17 protein-coding genes are annotated in these 15,979 nt (G+C 64.3%); 8 read left to right on the top strand and 9 right to left on the bottom strand.

Annotation, left to right across the window (positions count from 1 at the left end):
- Nucleotides 1-2: 2 nt before the first annotated feature.
- From hemW to rph, 4 genes are all read right to left on the bottom strand, one after another.
- Nucleotides 3-1,166, bottom strand: a complete 1,164-nt coding sequence (hemW, locus tag AC1D08_RS00330) for a radical SAM family heme chaperone HemW (RefSeq protein ID WP_457150264.1) — start codon at nt 1,164-1,166, stop codon at nt 3-5.
- Nucleotides 1,163-1,810, bottom strand: coding sequence for an RdgB/HAM1 family non-canonical purine NTP pyrophosphatase (rdgB, locus tag AC1D08_RS00325; protein ID WP_457150285.1), 648 nt, complete (start codon nt 1,808-1,810; stop codon nt 1,163-1,165). Before rdgB ends, hemW begins: the two co-directional genes overlap by 4 nt.
- A gap of 14 nt (nt 1,811-1,824) precedes the next feature.
- A complete protein-coding gene (locus AC1D08_RS00320) occupies nt 1,825-2,235 on the bottom strand; it encodes a VOC family protein (RefSeq protein WP_457150263.1) in 411 nt (136 codons plus the stop codon).
- 197 nt (nt 2,236-2,432) lie between these two features.
- The gene (gene rph, locus AC1D08_RS00315) at nt 2,433-3,149 is read right to left on the bottom strand and encodes a ribonuclease PH (protein ID WP_095083768.1); all 717 of its coding nucleotides are present in this window, start codon (nt 3,147-3,149) and stop codon (nt 2,433-2,435) included.
- A gap of 180 nt (nt 3,150-3,329) precedes the next feature.
- Between rph and hrcA the strand changes: the two genes are divergently transcribed.
- The 6 genes from hrcA (at nt 3,330) to AC1D08_RS00285 (ending at nt 8,850) form a co-directional block, all read left to right on the top strand.
- Nucleotides 3,330-4,415 carry a heat-inducible transcriptional repressor HrcA gene (hrcA, locus tag AC1D08_RS00310; RefSeq protein WP_095083770.1) on the top strand — a complete coding sequence of 362 codons (1,086 nt, stop codon included), beginning with the start codon at nt 3,330-3,332 and terminating at the stop codon, nt 4,413-4,415.
- Between the two features lie 23 nt (nt 4,416-4,438).
- Nucleotides 4,439-4,636, top strand: a complete 198-nt coding sequence (locus AC1D08_RS00305) for a hypothetical protein (protein WP_095084361.1) — start codon at nt 4,439-4,441, stop codon at nt 4,634-4,636.
- A 92-nt stretch (nt 4,637-4,728) separates the two neighbouring features.
- Complete coding sequence (locus AC1D08_RS00300; protein WP_457150261.1) at nt 4,729-6,099, top strand: PQQ-dependent sugar dehydrogenase; 1,371 nt, start codon at nt 4,729-4,731, stop codon at nt 6,097-6,099.
- 113 nt (nt 6,100-6,212) lie between these two features.
- On the top strand, nt 6,213-6,830 hold the full coding sequence (locus AC1D08_RS00295) for a LysE family translocator (RefSeq protein ID WP_457150260.1): 618 nt from the start codon (nt 6,213-6,215) through the stop codon (nt 6,828-6,830).
- 232 nt (nt 6,831-7,062) lie between these two features.
- Nucleotides 7,063-8,043: a cysteine synthase A gene (cysK, locus tag AC1D08_RS00290; RefSeq protein WP_457150259.1), complete on the top strand. Its 981-nt coding sequence runs from the start codon at nt 7,063-7,065 to the stop codon at nt 8,041-8,043.
- Between the two features lie 180 nt (nt 8,044-8,223).
- The gene (locus tag AC1D08_RS00285; protein ID WP_457150258.1) at nt 8,224-8,850 is read left to right on the top strand and encodes a glutathione S-transferase family protein; all 627 of its coding nucleotides are present in this window, start codon (nt 8,224-8,226) and stop codon (nt 8,848-8,850) included.
- 20 nt (nt 8,851-8,870) lie between these two features.
- Here the strand turns inward: AC1D08_RS00285 and AC1D08_RS00280 are convergent, their stop codons facing one another.
- The 4 genes from AC1D08_RS00280 to AC1D08_RS00265 form a co-directional block, all read right to left on the bottom strand.
- Nucleotides 8,871-10,118 carry an RNA polymerase sigma factor gene (locus AC1D08_RS00280; RefSeq protein WP_457150257.1) on the bottom strand — a complete coding sequence of 416 codons (1,248 nt, stop codon included), beginning with the start codon at nt 10,116-10,118 and terminating at the stop codon, nt 8,871-8,873.
- On the bottom strand, nt 10,115-10,492 hold the full coding sequence (locus AC1D08_RS00275; RefSeq protein WP_457150256.1) for a YciI family protein: 378 nt from the start codon (nt 10,490-10,492) through the stop codon (nt 10,115-10,117). The genes AC1D08_RS00280 and AC1D08_RS00275 overlap by 4 nt, the downstream gene beginning before the upstream one ends.
- A gap of 205 nt (nt 10,493-10,697) precedes the next feature.
- Nucleotides 10,698-11,171, bottom strand: a complete 474-nt coding sequence (locus AC1D08_RS00270; RefSeq protein WP_477422330.1) for a thiol-disulfide oxidoreductase DCC family protein — start codon at nt 11,169-11,171, stop codon at nt 10,698-10,700.
- Between the two features lie 179 nt (nt 11,172-11,350).
- The gene (locus AC1D08_RS00265; RefSeq protein ID WP_095083793.1) at nt 11,351-11,491 is read right to left on the bottom strand and encodes a hypothetical protein; all 141 of its coding nucleotides are present in this window, start codon (nt 11,489-11,491) and stop codon (nt 11,351-11,353) included.
- A gap of 378 nt (nt 11,492-11,869) precedes the next feature.
- On the opposite strand from AC1D08_RS00265, the gene ku reads away from it, so the two are divergent.
- Both ku and ligD read left to right on the top strand, forming a co-directional pair.
- Entirely contained in the window at nt 11,870-12,742 is an 873-nt protein-coding gene (ku, locus tag AC1D08_RS00260; RefSeq protein ID WP_477422328.1) for a non-homologous end joining protein Ku, read from the top strand.
- A 13-nt stretch (nt 12,743-12,755) separates the two neighbouring features.
- Entirely contained in the window at nt 12,756-15,263 is a 2,508-nt protein-coding gene (gene ligD, locus AC1D08_RS00255; RefSeq protein WP_477422326.1) for a DNA ligase D, read from the top strand.
- 37 nt (nt 15,264-15,300) lie between these two features.
- Here ligD and AC1D08_RS00250 read toward each other — a convergent pair whose 3' ends face one another.
- Nucleotides 15,301-15,975 (bottom strand): ArsR/SmtB family transcription factor, encoded by a 675-nt coding sequence (locus AC1D08_RS00250; protein ID WP_457151747.1) that lies wholly within the window; start codon nt 15,973-15,975, stop codon nt 15,301-15,303.
- Between the last annotated feature and the right edge of the window lie 4 nt (nt 15,976-15,979).

Raw genomic sequence — 15,979 nt, 5'->3', positions numbered from 1 at the left:
GGTTAGCGCGCCAGATCCGCCACCACCGCGTCGAGCACGATCATGCCGGCCGGCGTGGCGCGGAGCCGGGCGTTGCCGATCGGCGCCACCAGCCCCTCGCCCTGCAGCACCGCCAACCGTGCGCTCGACAGGCCGCGCCCGGAGAACGCCTCGTAGCGGGAGAGATCGATGCCTTCGGCCAGCCGCAGGCCCATCAGCAGGAACTCGTCGGCCTCCTCGGAGCGCGTCAGGATCTCGCCGCCGGTGACGCCATGGCCCTTGGCTTCGACCAGATTGGCCCAGGTTTCCGGCATCCGCTCGGCGATCGTCACTGTGCGGCGGCCGTTTTCAACAAAGCGGCCATGCGCGCCGGGTCCGACACCGACGTATTCGCCATAGCGCCAATAGGTCAGATTGTGCCGGCTTTCGGCGCCAGGCCTGGCGTGGTTCGAAATCTCGTAGGCCGGCAGGCCGTGCGTCGTGGTGATCTCCTGCGTCAGCGCATAGAGGTCGGCGGCCTGGTCATTGTCGGGGATGATAAATTTCTTGGCCGCATGCAGCGCGTGGAAAGGCGTGCCTTCCTCGATGGTCAGCTGGTAGAGCGACAGATGATCGGCGGCATGGCTGATCGCCTGTTCAAGCTCGGCCTGCCAGGCCTCCGGTGTCTGGCCGGGCCGGGCATAGATCAGGTCGAAGGACAGCCGCGGGAAGATCTCACGCGCCAGGCCGATGGCATGCAGCGCTTCCTCGACATTGTGCAGCCGGCCGAGAAAGCGCAAATCCTTGTCGTTCAACGCCTGCACGCCGAGCGAGACGCGGTTGACGCCTGCTGCCCGATAGCCGCGAAACCGTTCGGCCTCGACCGAGGATGGATTGGCCTCCAGCGTCACCTCGATGCCATCGGGCACCTTCCAGTTCTTCGCGACGGCGTCCAGAATCCTGGCCACGGTTTCCGGCTTCATCAGAGACGGCGTGCCGCCGCCGAGAAAAATGCTGGTCACTTCGCGCGGCCCGGTGCGCCGGCGCATGGTCGCGAGCTCGGCCTCGAAGGCGCTGGCAAAGCGCTCCTGGTCGACCGGCTGGTGGCGGACATGGCTGTTGAAGTCGCAGTAAGGGCATTTGGCCGCGCAGAACGGCCAATGGATGTAGACGCCAAAACCGGGCGCCCGGTCGAGCAGCATGCTCATGCCGAACCCAATCTCGCTTCGGCGAATTTCTGGAAAGCGCGGGCGCGGTGCGACAGCGCCGTCGGCTGGCCGGGCTTCCAGCCATGTTTTTCCTCGGCGCTCATCTCACCGAAGGTCTTTTCAAAGCCGTTGGGCAGGAACACCGGGTCGTAGCCGAAGCCGAGGTCGCCGCGCGGCGGCCAGACCAGCGTGCCTTCTGCCTCGCCGCGATAATACTCGGCATCACCGTCGGGAAAGGCCAGGCAGATGACGGCGACAAAGCGCCCCTTGCGCTGTTGCGGCAAGGCGGCACCGACTTCCTGCAGCGCCACTTCGGTGCGTTGCATGGCCATGGCGAAATCGCGCGAACCGTCAGGGGTTTCGGCCCAGTTGGCGGTGTAGACGCCAGGCGCGCCGTCGAGCGCGTCGACGCACAGGCCGGAATCATCGGACAACGCCGGCAGGCCGGTGGCCTGGGCGGCGGCAAATGCCTTGATGTAGGCGTTCTCCTCGAAGGTGGTGCCGGTTTCGTCCGGCTCCGGCAGGCCATAGTCCTTGGCCGATTTCGCTTCGAAACCGAACGGCCCCATCAAATCGGCGAATTCGCGCAGCTTGCCGGCATTGTGGCTGGCGACGACGATCTTTTTTCCATCAAGCGAGTGAATGGTTGGCGAATGCATCATATGCCCCAGATCCGTGGCTCGGCGAATTCGATCGAATTGCCCGAGGGGTCGCGTATATAGATCGAACGGCCGCCTTGCGGCCATTCAAATTCGCTTTCGATGGCGATCTTCTTCGCCTCGAGATGCGTTTTCCAGCGCTCGATCTCGTCGGCGCTGGCCGCAAAGCAGAGATGACCTTCGCCGACTGCGCCGTGCGGCGGCACTTTCAGCCTCGCGTCGGGCGCCGGCGGCACTTTCGTCGCCTCGGCGTTGAAGATGAGCAACACGCCGGGTCCGCAGCGGAAGAAGAGGTGCCTGCCGTCAACCTTGCCGAGCAGGTCGAGCCCGAGGACGCCGGTGTAGAACTTCTCAGCAGAGTCAAGGTCGGTGACGTAGAGAGCCGATTCCAGAATGGCGGAGGGAATCACGAGGCACCCCCCTCTGCCCTACCGGGCATCTCCCCCGCAACGGGGGAGATTGGAAGCGTCAACGCCGGCTCACAGCTTGCAACGTTGGTGGTTGGCGAAACCAAGGACCACAGCCGATCTCCCCCCTTGCGGGGGAGATGGCCGGCAGGCCGGAGGGGGGTGGGAAGGATCGCCAACCTCATCAATACAAACCAGGCCTAAACCACCGCCATCTGCTGCAGGCTGACCAGGCGCTGGATGCCTTTCTTGGCCAGGCCCATCAGGTCGGCGAACTGGTCCTCGGAAAAGGGCTCGCCCTCGGCGGTGCCCTGGATCTCGACGATGCCGCCCTTGCCGGTCATGACGAAATTGGCGTCGGTGCCGGCCGAGGAATCTTCGAGATAATCGAGGTCGATGACCGGCTGGCCGTCATGGATGCCGCAGGAAATCGCCGCGACATGGTCCTTGAGCACCTTGGCGACGCTGGCCATCTGGCGGGCTTCCATCCAGCGCAGACAATCATACAGCGCCACCCAGCCGCCGGTGATCGAGGCCGTGCGGGTGCCGCCATCGGCCTGGATGACGTCGCAGTCGACGGTGATCTGCTGCTCGCCCAGCGCCTGCAGGTCGACCACGGCGCGCAAGGAGCGGCCGATCAGCCGCTGTATTTCCAGCGTGCGGCCGCCCTGCTTACCGGCGGAAGCCTCGCGGCGCATGCGCTCGCCCGTCGAGCGCGGCAGCATGCCGTATTCCGCCGTGACCCAGCCCTTGCCGGAATTGCGCATCCAGCCCGGCACCTTCTCCTCGAGGCTGGCGGTGCACAGGACATGGGTGTCGCCGAACTTCACCAGGCATGAGCCTTCGGCATGCTTGGAGACGCCGCGCTCAAAGGAGATGGCGCGCATTTCGTCGAATTGGCGTTTGGAGGGGCGCATTCAGGCTTCTTTCCCGTCATTTTTCGGATTCTTGGCCGGCTTGTAACCACATGGGGCGCGTGGCGCAAAGGAAAATGGCCGGTGATCTGACTTCAGACACCCGGGTGATCTGACTTCAGACACCTGGGTTGCGCGGACCATGGTGAAGTCTATATCCTTGGGCCGGAGGTTTTTGGCGCAATGACCAAGGCAGTTGCCGAACCCAGTCTGCTGTCGCCTGCGCTGCAGTCGCTCGACATGCGTTCGCGCGACATCTTCCGGCGCATCGTCGATTCCTACCTGAAGGACGGCGAACCCGTGGGATCACGCAGCCTGTCGCGCATCCTGCCGTCCTCACTGTCGCCCGCCACCATCCGCAACGTGATGAGCGACCTCGAGCATCTCGGCCTGATCTATGCCCCCCACATTTCCGCCGGCCGGTTGCCGACGCAGGCCGGCCTGCGCTTCTTCGTCGATGCCTTCATGGAACTCGGCGACCTCTCCGACGAGGAGCGCCGCACCATCGAGGCGCAGGTGCGCGCGTCCGGCTCGGGTGCGACGCTGGAACACATGCTGACCGAGGCCAGCCAGATGCTGTCGGGCATGTCGCGAGGCGCCGGCCTGGTGCTGGCCGCCAAGAACGAGGTGGCACTGAAGCACATCGAATTCATCCAGCTCGAGCCGACCAAGGCGCTGGCGGTGCTGGTGTCGCAAAACGGCGACGTCGAAAACCGCGTCGTCGAGTTGCCGGCCGGCATCACCGTCTCGCAGTTGCATGAAGCCTCGAATTTCCTCAACGCCCATATTCGCGGCCGCACGCTGGCCGAGGCGCGGATCGAGATTGCCCGCATCAAGGAGGAGACCAGGGCCGCGCTCGACACGCTGTCGCAAGACTTGGTCGAGAAGGGGCTGGCGGTGTGGGCCGGCGCCGAGAGCGGCCTGCCGGCGCGGCTCATCGTGCGTGGCCGCGCCAACCTGCTCGAAAACGTCACCGCCCAGGCCGACATCGAACTGTTGCGTCACCTGTTCGAGGACATGGAGACGCAGGATGGGCTGATCCAGCTGCTTGACCTGGCCGAACAGGGATCGGGCGTGCGCATCTTCATCGGTTCGGAAAACAAGCTGTTTTCGCTGTCGGGCTCGTCGCTGGTCGTCGCGCCCTATCGCGACAAGGACGCCCGCGTCGTCGGCGCACTCGGCGTCATCGGCCCGACCCGGCTCAACTATGCCCGCATCGTGCCAATGGTCGACTATACGGCGCAGCTGATTTCCCGCATGCTGCGTTGAACTGGGTAACCGAGGAGACGACGATGGCGCTCGAAGAATTCAAGGCCCGGATCAGTCTGTTGCTCGAAGAAATGGTCAACCAGCCGGAGGACCAGCACGAAATCCAGGAGCAGTTGCGCGAGAAACTGCAGGAAATGCGCGCCATGGGCCTGCCGCTGCCGGCCGATCTCGTCGCGCTGGAAAAGCGCCTCGACGACGATTTCTACGCCGCCGGCACCTGAGGCTGGAGACCGTTTCACCTCAACTCATCATGTGAGGCGGAACCGAGGAACAAACAGGCCGTTGATTCCTTCGCGACAAGGTGGAGGACGAAATGATCCGATTGGCCGGGCTGGCGTTTCCTGCCGCACTGTTTCTCACGACGGCTGCATTGGCCCAGCAAGCGGAGCAGCCAGTACTGAGGGGTGCCGCCGCCTTCGGCGACTGGCGTGCCGACAGGCCTGGGGTGCGCCGCCTGATCAAGCCGCAAGACCTGCCTAGGCCTTATGTCACCAAATCCGCCTCGAACGGCGCCGGCCTCGCCGACCGGCCGGCGGACGCCGAGCTGAAATTGCCGCCGGGCTTTTCGGCCGAGCTGATGGCGTCGGGCATCGACAATCCGCGCGTCGTGCGCACCGCGCCAAATGGCGACCTGTTCGTCGCCGACAGCGAAGCCAACCAGATCCGCGTCTATCGCCTTGCCGAGGGCAGCGCGAAGCCGGCGAAGGACGGCATATTTGCCGGCGATCTCAACCAGCCCTACGGCATCGCCTTCTACCCGCCGGGCAAGGACCCGCAATGGGTTTATGTCGCCAACAGCGACAGCATCGTGCGCTTTGCCTATCGCGATGGTGACCTGAAGGCGGCCAGTGATCCGGAAACCATCGTCGAAAACATCCCTGCCAATCATCACTGGACCCGCGACATCGTCTTCTCGCCGGACGGCAAGACGCTCTATCTGTCGGTCGGCTCGGGATCGAACGTCGCCGAGAACATGGCAAAGGAGCCGGATGGCGGCCTCGACGCCTGGACGAAGTCGCAGCCGCTGGGTGCTGCTTGGGGGTCCGAGGACGGCCGTGCCGACGTGCTGGCCTTCGACCCCGACGGCAAGAATGGCCGCATCGTCGCCACCGGCTTGCGCAACTGTTCGGGCATGACGGTCCAGCCGGCGACCGGGGCGCTGTGGTGCGTCGTCAACGAGCGCGATGCACTCGGCGACAATGTGCCGTCCGAATATGCGACTGTGGTCAAGGACGGCGCTTTCTATGGCTGGCCCTGGTATTACATCGGCAACAACGAGGATCCACGCCACAAGGGCGAGCGCCCCGATCTTGCCGGCAAGGCGACCATTCCCGATGTGCTGATGCAGGCGCACTCGGCGCCGCTCAACATCGCCTTCTACGACAGAAAGGACTTGGCCCTCGGTTCCGGCTTTCCGGCCGAATACAAAGGCGATGCCTTCGTCGCCTTGCACGGTTCATGGAATCGCGGCAACCGAACCGGGTACAAGGTGGTGAGGTTGCTGTTCAAGGACGGCAAGCCGACCGGCGAGTACGAGGACTTCATCACCGGCTTCGTCGTCTCCAACGGCGAGGTGTGGGGACGACCGGTCGGCGTCGCGGTGGCCCGGGACGGCGCGCTGATCGTGACCGAGGACGGCAACGGAACCATCTGGCGCGTCACCTATAGTGGCGGCCGTTCCTGACAGCATGGTCGCACGCCGACGTGGTGCAATCGAATCCGGCTTCAGCCAATTCCCGCATGGCTGACCTTGTGTCATAGGTCGTCGGTGCAACAGCGTCGCGCAAGGCCGCAACCATGACCGTTACCGGCTTCCTCGCCTACAGTGCCGCCCTCGGCATCGCCGCCGCCATTCCCGGCCCCGGCGTCACCGCGCTCGTCGCGCGGGCGCTCGGCTCAGGCTTCCGTTCGTCGCTGGCCATGTCCTTTGGCCTGATGCTTGGCGATCTCACCTATCTGACCGCCGTGGTGCTGGGCCTCGCCTTCGTCGCGCAGACCTTCGGCATGGTGTTTCTCGCCATCAAATGGCTTGGCGTCGCCTACCTCGCCTTCCTCGGCTGGCGCTTCTGGACCAGCGGCATCACGCCCGAAACGGTCGAGGCGAAGAAGGGCAAGGGCGGGTTGGTTTCGAGCTTCCTCGCCGGCCTCACGGTCACGCTCGGCAATCCGAAGACGATGATCTTCTACCTCGCCATCACGCCGACCATCGTCGACTTGAAGACCATCACGCTGGCCGACTACGGCATACTGGTCGCGCTGACGATCGTCGTGCTTTTGGTGGTGCTGGTGCCCTATCTGGCGCTGGCGGCCAAGGCACGCTGGTTCATGAAATCGCCGCGCGCGCTCAAGGCGCTGAACCGCACCGCCGCCGGCTTCATGGTCGGCGCCGCGGCGGCGATTGCCGCCCGTCAGTAGGCTCCTTTCGGCCAAATCATTCCAGGGACAGGCTTCTCCGGGAAACGCTTTTCCAGGAGCCCTATGTTTTAGACATGGGTCCCACTCGATATTTTCGGCCGACAGTCTATCTTGCGCGACCGAAGGTCCTATCTTGGCGGTTGCAGTGCCACTTGCCTGAAGTCCTCCACTTGCCTGAAGTCCTCCACTTGCCTGAAATTCTCACTTGCCTGAAGTTCTGGGAGCGAAACCAATGAACAAGCCCGTCACCCCTGCCCGCGTGCCCGGTCGCGGCCGCGTCTACGATTCCATCACCGACACGATCGGCGACACGCCGCTGGTGCGGCTCGACAAATTCGCCAAGGAAAAGGGCATCGTCGCCAATCTCATCGCCAAGCTCGAATTCTTCAATCCGATCGCCTCGGTCAAGGACCGCATCGGCGTGGCGATGATCGAGTCGCTGGAGGCCGCCGGCAAGATTTCTCCCGGCAAGACCACGCTGATCGAGCCGACGTCGGGCAACACCGGCATCGCGCTTGCCTTCGCCGCGGCCGCCAAGGGCTACAAACTGATCCTGACGATGCCGGAAACGATGTCGATCGAGCGCAGGAAAATGCTGGCGCTGCTCGGCGCCGAGCTGGTGCTGACCGAGGGACCGAAAGGCATGAAGGGCGCCATCGCCAAGGCCGACGAGCTGGCGGCGACGATTCCCAATGCCATCATCCCGCAGCAGTTCGAAAACCCCGCCAACCCGGAAATCCATCGCACGACGACGGCCGAGGAAATCTGGAACGACACGCATGGCGAGGTCGATATCTTCGTCGCAGGCATCGGCACCGGCGGCACCATCACCGGTGTCGGCCAAGTGCTGAAGAAGCGCAAGCCCTCGGTGCATGTCGTCGCCGTCGAGCCGGAATCCTCGCCAGTGCTGTCGGGCGGCCAGCCCGGCCCGCACAAGATCCAGGGTATCGGCGCCGGCTTTGCGCCAAAAATCCTCGACACCACGATCTATGACGAGATCGTCAAGGTCTCGAACGAGGATTCGGTCGCCAATGCCCGCCTCGTCGCCCGCCTCGAAGGCGTCCCGGTCGGCATCTCGTCGGGCGCCGCCCTGCAGGCGGCGATCGTCGTCGGCTCGCGGCCGGAGAACAAGGGCAAGAACCTCATCGTGGTCATCCCGTCCTTCGCCGAACGCTATCTGTCGACGATCCTGTTCGAGGGGTTGGGGGCGTAGGGTCTCGCTATCTCGAGAATAGAACCGGCGCGATCCTTCGCGCCGACATCAAAGGGTTCTGCACCGTTCGGCCTGGCCCCCCGAAAAAACCTCTGGTGGCGGCCGGTACCGGCTTGAGCAGAACCTGCTTCCCGTGCAAATCGTCACCGGCCTGCTTTGCGCAGGCCGGGGAGAAATTTCATGTACAAGCTCTATACCCGTCCGGGCAGCGGCGGCTTCGTCGTCGAGGCGGCGCTGGCGCTGGCGAACGCGCCGTTCGAGCAGGTCGACGTGCCGAAGACGGACAGGCCCGATCCGGCATTTGTCGAAATCAGTCCCTTGAACCAGGTTCCGGCGCTGACCTTGCCGGACGGCAGCTCGATGACCGAATCGGCGGCGATCTGCATCCTGCTTGCCGAGCGTCACCCCGATGCCGGCCTGGCGCCGGCGGTCGACGCGCCGGCCCGCGCTGACTTCCTGCGCTGGATGGCCTTCATGTCGTCCGTGCTCTATCCGGCAATCCTGCGGCTCTACTACGCCCATCGCTATACGACCGACGCCGAAGGCACGAAGGCCGTCAAGCAAGCGGCCATCGCCGAAATGGATCGCGGCTTCGCCGTCCTCGATGCGGCGCTCAAGGACCGCGACTGGTTGGTGGGCGACCGCATGTCGGTGGCCGACATCTACCTCGTCATGCTGGTGGCCTGGCATCCCGACTCCGACAGGGCTCGCGCGGCGTGGCCGAATGTGGAACGCCTGTGGGCCGGAATGCGCGAACATCCGGTGATCAAGACGCTCAACACGGCACATGAGATGTGGCCGGCCTGAACGACTGCCGACGGCGAGGCTTAGTGTCTGAGGGCTGCCCGTTTTCCCTGTAGGAACCGGCGCACCGCCGGGTCGCGCTCAAGGCCGATCGCCCGGTCATAGGCCTCGATCGCCTGCGGCACCTGACCGAGCCTGGCCAGGAGACCGGCGCGCGCCGCCCAATAAGGTTGATAGTCGTTGAGCCGCTTGTCGTCGCCCAGCACATAAAGAGCCGCCAGCCCCGCCACAGCGCCTTCAGCCTCCGCGATCGCCACCGCGCGGTTGATCGCCACCACCGGCGATCCGACGATGACTGACAGCGCATCGTAGAAATTGCGGATCGCGGCCCAGTCGGTCAGGCCGGTCAGCCGTCGCGCCGAATGGACGGATTGTACGGCCGCTTCGAGCTGGTAACGGCCTATGACGCCCATGGCGGCGGCGCGGCGCAGCAGGGATTCCGCTTCCTCGATCAAGGCTGCGTCCCATTCCGCGCACTTCTGCTCGGCGAGCGGCACATACTCTCCGGCCGCATCGCGCCGCGCCGAGCGGCGTGCCTCGGCAAACAGCATCAGCGAAAGCAGGCCGAGCGCCTCCGGCTCATCCGGCATCAGCGAAGCCACCAGCCGGCCGAGCCAGATGCCTTCAGTCGCCAGGTTGCGGCGCTGCGTCTCGGTGCCGGCCGGATCGGACCAGCCTTCGGCGAAAGCGGCGTAGATGGCTTCCAGGACCGCGTCCAGCCGCTCGCCGAGTTCGGCCCGTTCAGGCACGCGGAACGGAATGCCGGTTTCCCGGATGCGGATCTTGGCGCGCACCAGGCGCTGGCCCATAGTTGCCGGCGAGACCAGGAAGGCAGAGGCGATGGTAGCGGCGTCCAACCCTAGGACCGTCTGCAGGATCAGCGGCGCGCGCACACCCGATTCGATCGCAGGATGCGCGCAAGCAAACATCAGCCGCAGCCGTTCGTCGGGCAGCTCTTCGTCGGTCATGCGCGCCTCCGCCTCCTCGGCAATTAGCTTGAGATGATCGCGGCCGGCCTCGCTGGTCAGCCGACGCCGCACCGCATCGACGCGCCGGCGCCTTGCCACGGCCAGCAGCCAGGCTTCCGGCCTTTCAGGCACCCCGGTTCGCGGCCAATGTTCGAGCGCTGCGGCAAAGGCATCGGCCAGCGCATCCTCGGCCCCAGCCACGTCGCGCGTGCGCGCCGCGAGCCAGGCGACCAGCTTTCCGTAGCTCTGCCGGGCGGCGGCCTCGGCGACCGCCCGGGCGGCATCTGACCCGACAGCCTTCATGCAGCAGTGTATGTTGTCATGTATTCGGCCATCGGCCAGATCGGCCGCACTTCCATTGTGCCGGCGCTGGCACCGGGACAGCGTGCCGCCCACGAAATAGCCGCGTCCATGTCGGGCACCTCGATCAAATAGTAGCCGCCGAGTTGCTCCTTGGTATCGGCATAGGGGCCGTCAATCACGTTGGTCTTGCCGTTGGCCACCCGTACGGTGGTTGCTATCTTGGTTGGTTTCAATCGCTCACCGGCCACGAACACACCGGCCTTCTTCATCGCTTCGGTATAGGCGCCATAGGCGGCGCTCATCTGGGTGATCGCCTCCTTGGGCGCGGCCGCCATTCCGGCTTCGCTGGAATATATAAGAAGCAGATACTGCATGGTCTTCTCCCGTGGTTTCGAGGCCGCGTCATTGCGAGCCGGACGTATGTCGCGCGGCATCGCCCGATTTCGACAGGCGGCGGAAAAACTTTCGGCTGCGGCGGCTTTTTGCGCAAGCCGCCAACTGTTTTGTGATCGCCCGCACCCGTAGAGGTGCCGTAACCGACAATGAGACGCCTCATTCGCTGCTTCCAGAGCCGCGCTTTCAGCCCAGGAACCGCTCGCGCAGTTCGGCAGGAGGAATGCCGCAACTGTCTTTCCTGCCGAACAGGGCGTAGCGGTTTTTGGCGATGCGGTCGTAAAGCCAGTTGCGCAGCGGGCGCGGCAGCAGCAACAGGACCTTTGCCGCCCGCCACGGCCAGCCGAGCTCCGCCATGACGGCAACGAAGCTGTCTAGCTGCGTGAAGGCGATGCCGTCGATCAGGACGAGATTGGTCTCGTAGGAATCCGTGCGCAGCCCGTGTTGCCTGAACAGCGCTTCTCCGAACGGCGACTGCGCGGTGGCGAAGCGTAAGCGGCCTTGACGGTCGAGCCTGACCACCATGCGCACGAAGCCGGAGCACAGCACGCAGACGCCGTCGAAGACGATCAGCGGATGGCTGCGATCGAGGGGGTCGGAGGGACGGACGGACTTGGGTCGACTTGAATGGGGACGACTTGGGTTGGGAAGGTCAGTCACGCGGGCCTCGGCTGCTTATGCCCTAGGACATTAAGCCAGCCGGAGGCGGTATCAAAGCCGAGGCGATATCGCACGCCGCCTGTCGGTCAGAGCGGGACGCTCGGCGCGATAGGTGGTGGCGCGGGATTCGGCGGCCGGCCGGCAGATCCGGCTGTCGTGGCGGCTCTCGAAGGTCATGGTCAGCGCGCGCTCAACGAATTGCCGCGACGGGCGCTGGCCGGGCCGGGGCCGCGCATGTAGTAGCGCTCCGGCCGATAGGTCGGCGCAACGAATTCGCGGATGGCGGCGGCATAGCCGATGAGGTGCGTGAGGAAGTTCATTTTACCTGTCCCTGTCCCGATTTTCGGATGTCCCTTCCGAATTGCGGGCATCTTAGCGTCGAGGCGTGAATAGTCGGTGAACACGATGTTAATATCTGGTCGAAAAGGCCTTGGTTCGTGGCCGGAATGCGGCTGATTCGGGGTCTTTCCGTGTGGTCCGTCGACATTTCGGCCAATGTGACTTTTGCATCACATATGTTTCGTTTGAATGTCGCCTGCGCGCGGTTCTGTTTCAATTCTTGCCGCGCTGGCGAAATTTCCTTGCTGGCCGACGCAGCGCCGGAAATCCCAGCCTGGCATGCTGACAGGGATCGGTGACGGAACTGGAACAGGCTCCAGTCGTTCTGGATTTCGGGACCTGTTGCGAAGGGAATTGTCATGGCGCCGCGTCCGGCCTGGAAGGGTTATCTGAAGCTGTCGTTGGTCACCTGTGCCGTCGAATTGACCAACGTCGTCACCCAAGCCGAGAAGGTCTCGTTCCGGGTGCTGAACCGCAAGACCGGCAACACCGTGAAGCGCATCTATGTCGACGCAGAAAATGGCAAGCCGTTGCGCGAGGGGGATGAGATCAAGGGCTATGAAGTCGATGACGGCGACTTCGTCCGCATCGAGGAAGACGAGATCGAGGCGGTGCAGATCGAGTCCTCGCACACGATGGCGCTCGACGGTTTCGTCGACAAATCCTCGATCCAGCAGATCTATCTCGACACCCCCTACTATGTGACGCCGGCCGACAAGGTGTCGGAAGAGGCTTTTGCCGTCATCCGCGATTCGATGGCGGACAAGAAGATGGCCGGGCTGGCGCGCATCGTGCTCTACAACCGCGAACGCCCGGTGGTGATCGAACCGCGCGGCATGGGCATGGTGCTGACGACGCTGCGCTACGACGACACGGTGCGCGAACGGGACTCCGTCTTCGGCGACATCAAGGATGTGAAGAGCGACCCGGTCATGACCGATCTGGCCGAACGGATCATCGACAAGAAGAAGGCGAAGTTCGATCCCTCTCAGTTCGAGGACAAATATGAGAACGCGCTGCTGGAGCTGATCCGCGCCAGGAAGGCCGGCAGGAAGGCGCCAAAGGCCAAGGCAGAGCCCAAGCCGTCAAACGTCGTCAATCTGTTCGACGCGCTGAAGAAGAGCCTGTCTTCGGATGCCGGCGCATCGAAGGCTTCCACGCCGGCAAAAGCAAAACCCGCGGCCAATCGCACCAAGCCGAAAGCCGGCGCGTCCAAGCGCAAATCGGCCTGAGGATCAGAGACAGATGGCCAGCCTCGAACAGTATCATTCCAAGCGCGATTTCAAGAAGACGTCCGAACCGGCCGGCAAGGTTGCGCCCGGCAAAAACGCCAAGGCTGGCGGCATCTTCGTCATCCATAAGCATGCGGCGACTAGGCTGCATTACGACCTTCGCCTGGAGCATGAGGGCGTGCTGTGGAGCTGGGCGGTGACGCGCGGTCCAAGCCTCGACCCGAGTGAGAAACGGCTGGCCGTGCATGTCGAGGACCATCCGATCGACTATGCGCCGTTCGAAGGCACCATTCCCAAGGGCGAATATGGCGGCGGGTCGGTGCTCGTCTGGGACAAGGGCACCTGGGTTCCCGAAATCGACCCGGCCAAGGCGATGAAGAAGGGCCATATCACCTTCGAGCTCAAAGGCCACAAGCTGCATGGTCTGTGGCACCTGGTGCGGCTGAAGCCGCGCGCGGGCGAAAAGCGCGAGAACTGGCTGCTGATCAAATCGGACGATGCCGCGGCGCGCCCTGGCGAGGACATTCTGAAGGAGGCGCCGGAATCGGTGAAGTCGGGCCTGACGATCGAGGAGATCGGCGAAGGCAAGGCCGCCAGGGGCGAGAAGCCTGATGTCTGGCATTCCAACAAGCCGGTCGCCGGCAAGGCAAAGACCAGCAGGCGCCTGGACTTCGTCGAACCGCAGCTTGCGACGCTGGAGCGGGACGCACCGCCGGGCAAGGACTGGCTGCACGAGGTCAAGTTCGACGGCTATCGCATGCAGGCGCAGATTGCCGGCACGGAGGTGCAGCTGCTGACCCGTACCGGGCTCGACTGGACGGAAAAATTCGGCGGCGCGATTGCCGCGGAACTCGCCGGACTGAAATGCAGCGACGCCATCATCGATGGCGAGATCGTCGTGTTGGCCGACAGCGGCGTGTCGTCCTTCGCGCTGTTGCAGGCCGACCTGTCCGCGAAACGGACAGATCGCTTCATCTACTATGTGTTCGACTTGATGCGGCTGGACGGCAAGGATTTGCGCGGCGAGCCGCTGGTCGAGCGCAAGCAGGCCTTGCAGGACCTGCTTGGCAAGCTGGAGAACTCGGCCGTCCGTTTCAGCGACCATTTCGCCGAGCCCGGCAAGATCATGCTGGAGCATGCCTGCCGCATGGGGCTGGAAGGCGTCGTCTCCAAGCGCGCCGATGCGCCCTATCGCAGCGGGCGCGGACCTTCCTGGGTGAAGTCGAAATGCACGGCGCGGCAGGAATTCGTCATCGGCGGCTATTTGCCGTCGGACAAGACCGGGCGCGGGCTGCGCTCGCTGCTGGTCGGGTATCACGAGAATGGCGAACTGCACTATGCCGGCCGTGTCGGCACCGGCTTCTCGGCCAAGACCGCCAGCGAACTCAAGACAAGACTCGATGCGCTGAAGGCGGAGCATTCGCCCTTCGACAAGGCCGTGCCGAAAGGCAAGGGCCTGGTCTGGGTGAAGCCCGAACTGGTCGGCGAAGTGGAGTTCCGGAGCTGGACATCCGACCGTATAATACGCCATGCATCGTTCCAGGGATTGCGCGAGGACAAGCCGGCGGAGGAAGTCGTGCAGGAAAAGCCCCAGTCTTCGACAGGGAAGAGCCCGGCCAAGGCGAGGCCGGTGCCAGGCAGCGCTGGCAAACCTGCCGGAGCGACGACGACCAGCGTAAAGCTTTCCCACCCCGACAAGCTGCTGTGGCCCGAGGAAAAGATTTCCAAGCAGGGCCTGCTCGACCACTACGCGTTGGTGTGGCCGCGCATGGAACAGTTCATCGTCAACCGACCGCTCAGCCTTGTAAGAGCGCCGGACGGCGTCGGCGGCCCGCGCTTCTTCCAGAAACATGCCTCGGCCGGCATGAGCGACAAGATCGCCCGGATGAAGGACCCGACCGACGGCGAGGAGATTCTGTTCATCCGCGATTTCGACGGCGTCGCAGCACTCGTCCAGTACGGCGTGGTGGAGATCCACATCTGGGGCTGCACCGTCGCTGCGCTGGAACAGCCGGACCAGATCATCTTCGACCTTGACCCCGATGAGGGCGTCGACGTGAAAGCCGTGCGCGAGGCCGCACTCGATATCAGAGGCAAACTTGAAGAGCTGTCGCTGCCGAATTTCGTCAAGACCTCAGGCGGCAAGGGCTACCACGTCGTGATGCCGCTGAAACCATCGGCGGATTGGGACGCAGTGAAAACCTTTGCGCATGATTTTGCCAAGGCGCTGGAACAGGCCTCGCCCGACCGCTACACGGCGACGCTGTCGAAAAAGGCGCGCACGGGAAAGATCTTCGTCGACTATCTGCGCAATGGCCGGGGCTCGACGACGGTCGCGCCCTATTCGTCACGCGCCAAGAAGGGCGCCACCGTGTCGATGCCTGTGACGTGGGCCGAGATCGAGGCGGGACTGGCGCCGAACGCTTTCCCGATCGGCGACAAGACGACGCTGAAGCAGCTGGCGGAAGCCGATCCTTGGGCGGATTTCTTCGGGCAGGGGAAGGTGCTGGGGCGGGGCTAGTTTCTTCCGCACATGCTCGGGCTGTCCCGCCAACATCTCAGCCCAAAAACACCCTCTCGAAAGCCTGCTTGCCCGGCGGTGAGAAAATGACCGCGCGGCTGTCCTTCTCGCGGCGCGCCCATTTTTCGGCAAGGATCTTGTCGAGGATAGCGGCACCCAACGTGCCGGCGAGGTGCGAACGGCGCACGCTCCAGTCGAGGCAGGCGCGGCAGACCGGCCGGCGCGGTTTGGCATCGACATCGATGCCGATGGCTGCGAAATGCGGTGCCGCCGACGGCCCGAGCCTGATCTCCTTGTCGTCGCGCAGCAGGATTTCCTTCTCGACAAAACGATCGAGCATCGCCACCGCCTGCTCGCCGGCGAGGTGGTCGTAACAGACGCGTGCCACGCGCATGGCGCCGTCACGCGGGCCCGGCCGCACGCGCTTTGGGCCAACGGCTTCGGCGACACCGGTGATGGCCTCGATCATGCCCGCCACCTGGGGTCCAGCGAGGCCGTAATAGCGGTGCCTTCCCTGGCTCGCCAACGTCAGCAGCCCGCCCTCCATCAGCTTGGACAGATGCGAGCTCGCCGTCGGCAGCGACACGCCTGCCTCGAGCGCCAGTTCGCTCGCGGTCAAGGCCGTGCCGCCCATCAGCGCGTTGAGCATGTTTGCCCGCGCCGGATCGCCGACCAGGCTGGCGATGCGGGCGATGTCGGGTCCTTCACGCATAGTT

Source organism: Mesorhizobium sp. P2_E6 (assembly GCF_056403835.1).
The sequence above is the reverse complement of the archived record's forward strand: the minus strand, read 5'-3'. Positions and strand labels throughout refer to the sequence as shown.